Consider the following 10,924-nt stretch of genomic DNA (forward strand, 5'->3'; position numbering starts at 1 on the left):
TTCCTGCATGAGCATAAAAATTGCAGTCGCAGGCGCTAGCGGATATGCAGGCGGAGAGATTCTTCGCCTGCTTTTGTCTCATCCTGCCTATTTATCAGGGCAACTAGAGATTGGCGCCTTGACAGCAGCAACGAATGCTGGGATACCGCTTGTTCAAGCGCAACCACAGCTTTCCCAACTTGCAGATCGTGTGCTTGAAGAAACAACTTCAGAGATACTCAACGAGCATGATGTTGTTTTTCTAGGGTTGCCACATGGACACTCTGCAGCAATTGCACAAGAACTTGATTCTCATGTGCTCATCATTGATTGTGCAGCTGATTTTCGACTTAAAGACGCAGCGGCATGGAAAAAATACTATGGCAGCGAACATTCTGGTAGCTGGCCCTATGGCATCCCAGAAATGCCTGGTATGCGTGAAAAATTACAGGGTGCTCGTCGAATAGCGGTGCCAGGTTGTTTTCCCACGGGAGCAACTTTAGCTCTATTACCAGCAGTAACAGCTGGATTGATTGAACCAGAAGTATCTATTGTCTCAGTGACTGGGGTTTCAGGTGCCGGGAAAAAAGCCTCTGTTGCTTTACTGGGCGCAGAAACCATGGGCTCAGTAAAAGCGTATAACATCGCTGGAACACATCGACACACTCCAGAGATTATGCAAAATCTTTATGAGCTAAGCGGAATTGAGCATAGAGTATCTTTCACTCCAGTATTGGCGCCACTTACCCGAGGCATTCTCAGCACTGCCACGGCACCGGTGAAGCTGCTTGATGGAGAGCATATTTCTGACTGCAGTGCCCGAGTTCGCGCTGTATATGAGCAGATTTATGCTAATGAACCATGCGTGCAATTGCTACCGGAAGGGCAGCAGCCGCAAACTCAGTCAGTTCTCGGATCGAATCTATGCCAGGTGCAAGTGGCGGTCAATGAACAAGCCCATACCCTTTTCGTTACGAGCGCTATTGATAACCTCACTAAGGGCACAGCTGGTGCTGCGGTGCAGTGCATGAATATCGCTCTTGGCTGGGAAGAAACCCAAGGATTGCCGCTGGTAGGCGTCGCACCATAACAGCACCATAACATAAGAGAAAGTAAGGCGAGAACAGTGACTTTTTTAGAGCATAGTGCCCATACTGGAATAACTACTCCCCAAGGATTCCGTGCAGCTGGTATATCTGCTGGTATCAAAGAATCTGGAAACAAAGATATGGCGTTAGTGGTTAATGCTGGTCCTGAGTTTCATGCAGCAGGTGTGTTTACCCGCAATCGTATTGTGGCTGCACCAGTAAAAATAACAAAAAAAGTGCTTGGCGACGCCCAGCTCAAGGCAATTATCTATAACTCAGGGAACGCCAATGCCTGTACTGGAAAGCAAGGCGACGAAGATGCCACGGGTATTGTGGAGGAAGTAGCAAAACAACTGGCAATGGATACCACTGATGTTGCTATTTGTTCTACAGGACTCATTGGTGAGCCATTGCCAATGCCTAAACTACTGCACGGCGTTGCTGAGTTGGTTCCTCGTCTTGATCGCAACGGGCATGATGCTGCGGAAGCAATAATGACCACAGATACAGTTGCGAAAGAAGCTGTTATGGATATGGGACAGTGGACTATTGCTGCAATGGGTAAGGGAGTAGGTATGATGGCTCCGTCTTTGGCAACGATGCTGGTGTGTATTACCACAGACGCTCATGTGGAAAAAGACTTTTTACAGCAATGCTTAGCAAAAGCATGCGATAAAACATTCAATACCATTGATATTGATGGTTCCACCTCTACAAATGACACTGTATTAGTTATGGCTAATGGTGCTTCAGGCGTTAGTCCGTCGGACGCGGAGTTTGAGCAGGCATTAGAAAAAGTATGTGCGAATATAGCTGATCAACTACAAGCTGATGCAGAGGGAGTAACAAAGCGTGTGAGGATTACTGTGACTGGTGCACGTGATGACCAGCAAGCACTTAATGCTGCACGTACTCTTGGTCGGGATAACTTATTTAAGTGTGCAATGTTTGGTTCAGATCCCAATTGGGGTCGTGTACTAGCAGCAATTGGTATGGCAGATGCTGAAATGGATCCAGATAATATCTCAGTTTTCTTCAATGATCACGCAGTGTGTTTATCTTCATGTGGTACCGCTGATGCAAGAACCGTCGATCTCAGTGGTAGCGATATTGCAGTTCGAGTTGATCTAGGCACTGGTGGCAGCGGGCAAGCTTTTGTACGTACGACAGATCTTTCTCATGCGTATGTCGAAATCAATTCAGCTTATTCAACTTAATGCTGTTGCGTTAATTGCTTTTACAGGTCACCGACACTGGCTTTAATTTCTTTTGTGCAACGTGTTCCAAAGAAAGGACACATTATGACAGATTCAGTAGCCTCAGCACCACATTCACTCAGTGCAGCGCAAAGAGCAACGGTTCTTGCCGAGGCTTTGCCGTGGTTGCAGCACTATCGCGATAAAATTGTCGTCGTTAAGTATGGCGGAAACGCTATGGTTGATGAACGCCTTAAGGCTGCTTTTGCTGCAGACATGGTATTGCTGCGTACCATTGGGGCGAAACCAGTAGTTGTGCATGGTGGTGGACCACAGATTTCTGCCATGCTCGATAAACTTGGGCTTGTTGGTGAGTTTAAGGGTGGGTTTCGAGTTACAACGCCAGAGGTAATGGATGTAGTTCGCATGGTGTTGTTTGGACAAGTGGGCAGAGACTTAGTCGGACTCATTAACTCTCATGGACCCTACGCAGTGGGAACATCTGGTGAGGATGCTGGACTTTTTCGAGCCCATAAGCGCTTAGTCGAGGTTGATGGAGAACCAACGGACATTGGTTTAGTGGGCAATATCACGCACGTGGATGCCAGTAGCTTAATGGATATCATCGAAGCGGGACGTATCCCTGTTGTCTCTACCATTGCGCCTGGCGACGATGGGCAAGTGTATAACATCAATGCGGATACTGCAGCAGGTGCCCTTGCTAGTGCTATAGGCGCTGAACGCTTAGTCATTCTTACCAATGTGGAAGGGTTATATACTGACTGGCCCGATAAGAGTTCTTTGGTATCGCAAATATCGGTGAGCGAGCTTGCTGCCATTTTGCCTACACTGGATTCTGGCATGATCCCGAAAATGGAATCATGCTTATCAGCAGTCAGTGCGGGGGTTTCGGCGGCACACGTTATTGATGGGAGAACAGAGCACGCTGTAGTTCTTGAGTTACTTACTACTGGAGGAATCGGCACAATGGTCTTGCCTGATGAGTATCAAGATAAGCTCCATGCCACCACTATTTTCCGCTCGTAATGTAGCTCGTAATTTAGTCGCATAACGGATAAAACCTCAAAGGAATATGAAAATGAATCAACACATTACACACGAGGCTATTGCTCAGAATTCTTATTCACAAGCATGGACAGATAGCTTGATGAATACCTATGGAACTCCGGAGCGAGAACTTGTTGGTGGTTCGGGTGTCATGGTGCGCGATAGTCAAGGTCGTGAGCATATAGACCTGCTTGCTGGAATTGCAGTTAATGCTTTAGGACACGCACATCCTGGGATTATTGAAGCAGTTAATACGCAATTGGGAACTCTAGGTCATGTTTCTAATCTTTTCATTTCAGCTCCAGTGGTGCAGGCAGCACAAAAAATTATTGAACGTTTCGCATCGGGAAATGAAAAGATTATGCAGGAAACTCGGGTTTTCTTTTGTAATTCTGGTGCAGAGGCCAATGAAGCAGCCCTAAAAATAGCTAGACTCACTGGAAAGAAAAGAGTTCTTGCTGCTCATCATGGTTTCCATGGAAGGACTCTTGGTTCATTAGCCCTTACCGGGCAACCAACAAAACGTGCTCCTTTTGAGCCTTTGGCTGGTGGGGTGGAGTTCTATCCTTATGGCGATAGTGAATACTTACGAAAGTTGGTTGAGCTTAATCCTGCGGATACTGCCGCCATTATTTTGGAGCCTATTCAAGGAGAAACCGGTGTTATTCCTGCTCCTCACGGTTTTCTAACACAAGTGCGGCAGCTATGCGACGAGCACAATATCTTATTCATCGTTGATGAGGTGCAGACAGGCGTCGGCAGAACTGGCGATTTTTTTGCGTTCCAACATGAATATGTGACTCCTGACGTCGTTACCTTGGCTAAAGGCTTAGGCGGTGGGTTACCTATTGGTGCGACTATTGCTACTGGTGTGGCGGCTAGTTTGCTTACTCCGGGAAGTCATGGAACAACTTTTGGTGGTAATCCAGTGGTGTGTGCAGCTGCGAATGTAGTTCTGGACGTAGTAGATCAAGATTTTTGCGCTGAAGTTGCTGCCAAAGGGCAGCGATTCATCGATGGGCTGTCTGCTTTAGCAGGCGTTGCACATGTGCGTGGACGTGGACTTATGCTTGGTGTTGTGCTTGATAATACTGTGCTGGAAAAAGCAACTGCGCATCAATTGGTGGCAAAAGCTACTCAGTATGGGTTGATACTTAACGCTCCTCGTGCAGATGTTATTCGGATTACTCCGCCATTAATCATCAGTACGGCAGAGATTGATGATGCTTTGGAACGTTTTGCGGCTTTATTAGCAGATGTTCATGCAGCATGAAAATATAGAAAAATATGGATGTGTAGTTTTAGAACAGGAAAGTAACAAAATGGAACAACAAGTAAGTACACAAGTACGCCATTTCTTAGCTGACGATGATCTTAGTCCAGCAGAGCAAGCACAAGTTATTGAACTTGCTTTGGAATTAAAAAAGAATCCTTATGAGAAGAAAACTTTTGCGGGACCACAATCAGTAGCGGTGCTTTTTGATAAAAGTTCGACTCGTACTCGTTTTTCTTTCGGCGCGGCAATCGCAGAATTGGGTGGCAATGCAATCATGGTTGAACCTGGTTCCACTCAATTGACAAAAGGTGAGACAGCACAAGATACTGGTGCGATTTTGTCTGGCTATACTTCTGCGATTGTGTGGCGTACCTATGCTCACCAAAACTTAGTTGATATGGCAGAAGCTGCAACTGTTCCAGTCATTAATGGGCTTTCCGATGATTTGCACCCTTGTCAGATTCTTGCTGACTTAGTGACCTGCGTGGAAAAGCTCTGTCCTGAGCAAGGTGTTGCAGGATTAAAAAATAAGCGGGCGGTCTATCTTGGCGATGGCAATAATAATATGGCTAATTCTTATTTAATTGGCTTTGCGACGGCAGGTATGGATATCACAGTCATTGCACCGGCTGGTTTCCAACCCCAGCAGTCTTTTGTCGATAGAGCACGGCAGCGCGCTGAACTTACTGGTGCTCATGTGCTAGTCACTGATGATGTAGCTCATGTGCGTGATGCAGATGTTGTGATTACCGACACGTGGGTTTCAATGGGAATGGAAAATGATGGCATTGATCGTCGTACGCCTTTTTTGCCTTATCAAGTCAACGATGAACTTATGGCTCAGGCGGGTGAGAATGCCATTTTTATGCATTGTCTACCGGCTTATCGAGGTAGTGAAGTAACTGCTAGTGTCATTGATGGTCCACAATCGGTGGTGATTCAAGAAGCACATAATCGATTGCATGCGCAAAAGGCCTTAATGGTATGGTTGATTGAGAATCAGCCACAATAATATGTGCATTCTCTGCGCATGGTTCTGCTGCGTGTTTTAGACATCGTGCCCATGTAAAGGGTGATGTGTGTTCCTTGAAAGCAAGTTGTATTTATTCCATTTCTTTAATAATATGAATACTTATCGGCTTGATGACATTCGCTTAACCGAGGTCTTATGCCAGATATTTCCATATTATGCATGGCTTTATGCCAAATGATTGCTACAAATTGAGGATACTAATTAATGGCTATGGGGCAGATGACACGCACAATGCGTCAAGCATTGATTGTGGATCTTTTGGAGACGCAGCAGGTGACAAGTCAGAAACAATTATCTGACTTGTTAAAAGAAAAGGGTGCAGAGATTACTCAGGGAACACTATCGCGTGATCTCGACGAGCTTGGTGCTCGAAAAGTGCGTCCTGATAATGGTGCTTCGTTTTATGTTGTAGGTGAATTAGAAAATCCTCAAGTAAATGCGGGGAGTGGTACCTGGGAACGATTGCGGAAAATGCTTGAAGATCTTTTGGTTTCCACGGACTATTCTGCGAATATGGCAGTTTTGCGTACTCCACCGGGAGCTGCTCAGTTTTTAGCCAGTTTTATTGATCGAGTTGGCATGGAAGAAGTAGTGGGAACAATCGCAGGTGATGATACTGTGTTTGTTTTGGCACGTGATCCTATGACCGGCAAAGAGCTCAGTGAAATCATTAGTCAGCGAAAGTACCGGATGCCTGATACAGAGTCGGTCGACGCAAAGAAGCAATAGAGTTCATTAAATAAGTGCTAATTAAGTATTAATTTATTAATTAAGGAGAAACAATGACAAATCGTGTAGTGCTCGCATATTCAGGAGGCCTTGATACCTCCGTAGCAATCCCATACTTGGCAAAGATGACTCAGGGAGAAGTGGTTGCTGTATCGCTTGATCTTGGTCAAGGCGGGGAGGACATGGAAAATGTTCGCCAGCGTGCCCTTGACTGTGGAGCCGTAGAGTCCATCGTGATCGATGCTAAAGATGAATTTGCAGAAGATTATTGCTTACCGACGATCAAAGCCAATGGTGTGTATATGAAGCAATATCCACTGGTATCTGCAATTTCACGTCCATTGATTGTGAAACACCTGGTGCAGGCAGCTCAAGAACATGGTGGTACGCACGTATCTCATGGCTGCACTGGTAAAGGTAATGACCAAGTGCGTTTCGAGGTTGGTTTCCGTAGCCTTGCTCCCGATTTGGAGATTATCGCTCCAGCACGTGACTATGCTTGGACGCGCGATAAAGCTATTGCGTTTGCAGAAGAGATTAATCTACCAATTGAGCAATCCAAAAAGTCTCCTTTCTCTATTGATCAGAATGTATGGGGTCGTGCTGTGGAAACAGGATTCCTAGAAGATTTGTGGAATCCACCAACGAAAGACCTCTACGCATATACCGAGGATCCTGCATTAGGAAATGCACCTGATGAGGTCATCATTTCTTTCCAATCTGGTGTTCCAGTTGCAATCGACGGTCGTCCAGTGACTGTGCTTGAAGCAATTGAAGAGCTTAACCGCCGCGCAGGTGCGCAAGGCGTTGGTCGTCTTGATATGGTTGAGGACCGTTTAGTTGGTATTAAGTCTCGCGAAGTATATGAGGCGCCAGGGGCGATTGCCTTAATCACTGCTCATGAAGCACTTGAAGATGTGACTGTTGAGCGTGAGCTTGCTCGTTATAAGCGCGGCATTGACGCGCGTTGGTCTGAAGAAGTCTATGACGGTTTATGGTATGGACCGCTAAAACGCTCACTTGATGCGTTTATTGAGTCTACTCAACAGCACGTTACCGGTGATATTCGTATGGTGCTTCATGCTGGAAAATGTGTGGTCAATGGTCGTCGATCAGCTTCATCGCTTTACGACTTCAACTTGGCAACATATGATACCGGCGACACTTTCGACCAGACCTTGGCTAAAGGTTTCGTCGAATTGCATGGTTTATCATCTAAGATCGCTAACAGCCGTGATCGCAAATCAGCTGAATAAATCTTGCTAGAATAGCGCTGGAAAACTAAGCGTTGAGGATGAATTAAGGAGCTTGATAGCAGTGGAAAAGCATGGCACAAATCAAGGTGCATTATGGGGCGGTCGTTTTTCAGGCGGACCAAGCGACGCAATGTTTGCCTTGAGTGTGTCTACACATTTTGACTGGGTATTGGCTCCTTATGATGTGTTGGCGTCGAAGGCTCATGCAAAGGTTTTGCATAAGGCTGGACTTTTGAGTGATGCTGACCTCGATACCATGCTGTCTGGACTTGATGAGCTTGGAAAAGCTGTCGCAGATGGTAGTTTTGCACCATTGCCTACTGATGAGGATGTGCATGGGGCAATGGAGCGTGGCTTGATTGATATAGTCGGTGCTGAAGTGGGAGGTCGATTAAGAGCTGGACGTTCCCGAAATGATCAAGTTGCCACACTATTTCGTATGTGGGTGCGTGATGCAATCCGCGCATTGGCATTAGATGTTAGTGAGTTAGTAGATGCATTATCTGCACAAGCGGCTCAGCACCCTGGTGTTATTATGCCAGGGAAGACACATTTTCAAGCAGCTCAACCAGTGCTTTTAGCTCATGCGCTCTTAGCTCATGCACATCCATTGTTGAGAGATATCGAGCGATTGCAAGATCTCGATAAGCGCTTGGCAGTCAGTCCTTATGGATCAGGTGCATTAGCGGGTTCATCGCTGCAGTTAGATCCAGAGGCGATTGCAGCTGAACTTGGTTTTGATAGTGCAGCCGATAATTCTCTCGACGCCACAAGTTCGCGTGATTTTGCAGCTGAAACTGCATATGTCTTGGCTCAAATTGCGGTTGATATGTCACGGCTTGCCGAGGAGATCATTGCATGGTCCACACCAGAGTTTGGGTATATAACTTTGCATGATTCCTGGTCTACGGGATCCTCTATTATGCCGCAGAAAAAGAATCCGGATGTTGCAGAATTGGCGCGTGGAAAAACTGGACGCCTTATTGGCAATTTATCTGGTCTTATGGCTACGTTGAAAGCGATGCCATTGGCATATAATCGTGATTTGCAAGAAGATAAAGAGCCTATTGTGGATTCAGTTACTCAGCTTAAGCTGTTACTGCCAGCAATGACTGGGTTGGTATCTACTCTGGTATTCCATCCAGATCGTATGTTGGAGTTAGCACCAGCAGGATATACCTTGGCTACCGATTTGGCAGAGTGGATGGTGCGTCAGGGAGTACCATTCCGAGAAGCACATGAGGCATCGGGAGCTTGCGTGCGTATCGCTGAGCAACGTGGTGTCGAATTAGATGAATTAACCGATGAAGAACTCGCTAGCGTCGATGAGCGACTTCATCCAGCTGTTCGAGAAGTGCTTACTGTAGAAGGTGCAGTTGCTGCCCGTAGTACGCGTGGTGGCACTGCGCAGCCCTGTGTGGATGAACAGCGTGTACGCGTGAATGAACTTAATGCACAGTACAAAGAGTGGGCTGAGCATGGTGTACGCGATTAGCGCACCTGTCTTTGGTCTTCTAGAGTAGGGTGGAACACATGGCTATTTCTGCTGAGCTTATGGATATTCTTGTATGTCCTATTGACAAAGGTGATCTGACGTATATTCCAGAAGATAATGTTCTTCTCAATGAACGCTTAGGGAAGGCATATCGAATCGAAGATGATATTCCAGTGCTTCTTGCCGAGAAAGCCTTTGACTGGAATAAAAATTCATAATTCACAAACATACTGATGTAAGTAAAAGGATTTCTATGCCTGATAATATTATTGATGAGCTGCAGTGGCGCGGTTTGATTAACGACTCAACCGATATAGAGGCATTGCGCCAAGAGTGTGAAAAACCAATTACGTTATACTGTGGATTTGATCCGACAGGTGATTCTTTGCACGCTGGACATCTAGTTCCTATGCTCATCATGCGCCGATTCCAGCAATATGGGCATCGCCCTATTATGTTGGCTGGTGGGGCTACTGGCATGATCGGCGATCCACGTGATGTAGGTGAGCGTGTGATGCTTACCGAAGAAAAAGTTGCCCAGAATTTGGAGTCCATCAAAAAGCAACTTCGACGTTTCGTTGATTTTGATGGTGGTGAGACTGGTGCAACAGCACATAAAGCACGCATGGTCAATAATGCTGACTGGACTTCTGGTATGTCAGTAATTGAATTTTTGCGTGATGTTGGAAAAAACTTTTCACTTAATACCATGCTTGATCGCGATACTGTGAAGCGCCGTTTGGAAAGTGACGGCATCTCTTACACCGAGTTCTCCTATATGCTGCTGCAAGCTAATGATTTCGTGCAGTTACGTCGTCAGTATGATTGCGTTCTGCAAGTAGGAGGCGGGGATCAATGGGGAAATATTGTCTCTGGTGTTGATCTGAATCGTCGTGTTGATAGTGCAAAGGTGCATGGAATAACAGTGCCTTTGGTTACTGACGCGCAGGGAAATAAGTTTGGTAAGTCTACTGGTGGCGGAAAACTATGGCTTGACGATCAATTAACTAGCCCGTATGCGTGGTATCAGTATTTCCTTAATGCGGGTGATTCAGTTGTTTTGGATTATCTGCGTTGGTTTACTTTCCTGACTCAAGAAGAAATTGCCGAGTATGAAGTTGCTGTGCAGGAGCGTCCGCATTTGCGTGAAGCTCAACGACGACTAGCGCAAGAAATGACTAATCTAGTGCATGGTGAAACTGCCACCCATGCTGTTGAGTTAGCTGCTTCTGCCTTATTCGGACGCGCAGAATTAGCTGATCTTGATGAGGAAACACTTTCCGGAGCCTTGCATGAAACAAAAGTTGCTGAATTATCACTAGACAATGGCTATACAATTATTGATTTGTTAGTAGAAAGTGGTCTAGTTGATTCTAAGGGAGCTGCGCGACGAACAATCAAAGAAGGTGGCGCCTATGTTAATAATCAGCGGATTAGCGATGAGAACTGGCAACCTGAGTCAGTGGATTTATTGCATGATGCATGGTTAGTGTTGCGCAAAGGGAAGAAGAATTTTGCTGGTATTCACTTTTCATAGACCCTAATTCGTTATCGGAGCAAGTATATTGCTCCGATTTCTTTTTCTAAAAACCTGTTGTGTGCTGTGTGTTTGACAGTGGTGGGGTGTTGTTTGTATTGTTTATTTTCGCTGCTGTTGAGTGCTGGCTTCTTTGTTGGGGGTTGGTGTTTGGTGGTGGGTGTTGTTTGAGAACTCGATAGTGTACTGATAGTGATCATTTTTTGATGGTTGATTAACATTTGTTTTTTTGTGGGGAGTGTTTTTGTCTCGTCGATGGGATGCTCT

The 10,924-nt window shown here is 45.9% G+C and carries 10 protein-coding genes; all 10 read left to right on the forward strand.

The window, feature by feature from the left end:
• Positions 1 to 7: 7 nt before the first annotated feature.
• The 10 genes from argC to tyrS all read left to right on the forward strand — a co-directional run bounded on the left by argC (position 8) and on the right by tyrS (position 10,657).
• The gene (gene argC / locus EML15_RS08550; protein ID WP_144274910.1) at positions 8 to 1,069 is read left to right on the forward strand and encodes an N-acetyl-gamma-glutamyl-phosphate reductase; all 1,062 of its coding nucleotides are present in this window, start codon (positions 8 to 10) and stop codon (positions 1,067 to 1,069) included.
• Between the two features lie 36 nt (positions 1,070 to 1,105).
• Positions 1,106 to 2,284, forward strand: a complete 1,179-nt coding sequence (argJ, locus tag EML15_RS08555) for a bifunctional glutamate N-acetyltransferase/amino-acid acetyltransferase ArgJ (RefSeq protein WP_144274912.1) — start codon at positions 1,106 to 1,108, stop codon at positions 2,282 to 2,284.
• A gap of 84 nt (positions 2,285 to 2,368) precedes the next feature.
• Positions 2,369 to 3,310 (forward strand): acetylglutamate kinase, encoded by a 942-nt coding sequence (gene argB / locus EML15_RS08560; RefSeq protein ID WP_144274914.1) that lies wholly within the window; start codon positions 2,369 to 2,371, stop codon positions 3,308 to 3,310.
• A 52-nt stretch (positions 3,311 to 3,362) separates the two neighbouring features.
• A complete protein-coding gene (locus tag EML15_RS08565) occupies positions 3,363 to 4,604 on the forward strand; it encodes an acetylornithine transaminase (protein WP_144274916.1) in 1,242 nt (413 codons plus the stop codon).
• A 49-nt stretch (positions 4,605 to 4,653) separates the two neighbouring features.
• Positions 4,654 to 5,619, forward strand: coding sequence for an ornithine carbamoyltransferase (gene argF, locus EML15_RS08570; protein ID WP_144274918.1), 966 nt, complete (start codon positions 4,654 to 4,656; stop codon positions 5,617 to 5,619).
• A 225-nt stretch (positions 5,620 to 5,844) separates the two neighbouring features.
• Complete coding sequence (locus tag EML15_RS08575; protein ID WP_144274920.1) at positions 5,845 to 6,369, forward strand: arginine repressor; 525 nt, start codon at positions 5,845 to 5,847, stop codon at positions 6,367 to 6,369.
• 53 nt (positions 6,370 to 6,422) lie between these two features.
• On the forward strand, positions 6,423 to 7,625 hold the full coding sequence (locus tag EML15_RS08580) for an argininosuccinate synthase (RefSeq protein ID WP_144274922.1): 1,203 nt from the start codon (positions 6,423 to 6,425) through the stop codon (positions 7,623 to 7,625).
• Positions 7,626 to 7,686: 61 nt separating this feature from the next.
• Entirely contained in the window at positions 7,687 to 9,120 is a 1,434-nt protein-coding gene (argH, locus tag EML15_RS08585) for an argininosuccinate lyase (RefSeq protein WP_144274924.1), read from the forward strand.
• A gap of 38 nt (positions 9,121 to 9,158) precedes the next feature.
• Positions 9,159 to 9,338 carry a Trm112 family protein gene (locus EML15_RS08590; RefSeq protein WP_144274926.1) on the forward strand — a complete coding sequence of 60 codons (180 nt, stop codon included), beginning with the start codon at positions 9,159 to 9,161 and terminating at the stop codon, positions 9,336 to 9,338.
• Between the two features lie 29 nt (positions 9,339 to 9,367).
• Positions 9,368 to 10,657, forward strand: a complete 1,290-nt coding sequence (gene tyrS / locus EML15_RS08595) for a tyrosine--tRNA ligase (RefSeq protein WP_185967227.1) — start codon at positions 9,368 to 9,370, stop codon at positions 10,655 to 10,657.
• Positions 10,658 to 10,924 lie beyond the last annotated feature (267 nt).

Origin of the sequence: Corynebacterium sp. sy017 (genome assembly GCF_017918135.1) — a bacterium.
Classification (GTDB): Bacteria; Actinomycetota; Actinomycetes; order Mycobacteriales; family Mycobacteriaceae; genus Corynebacterium.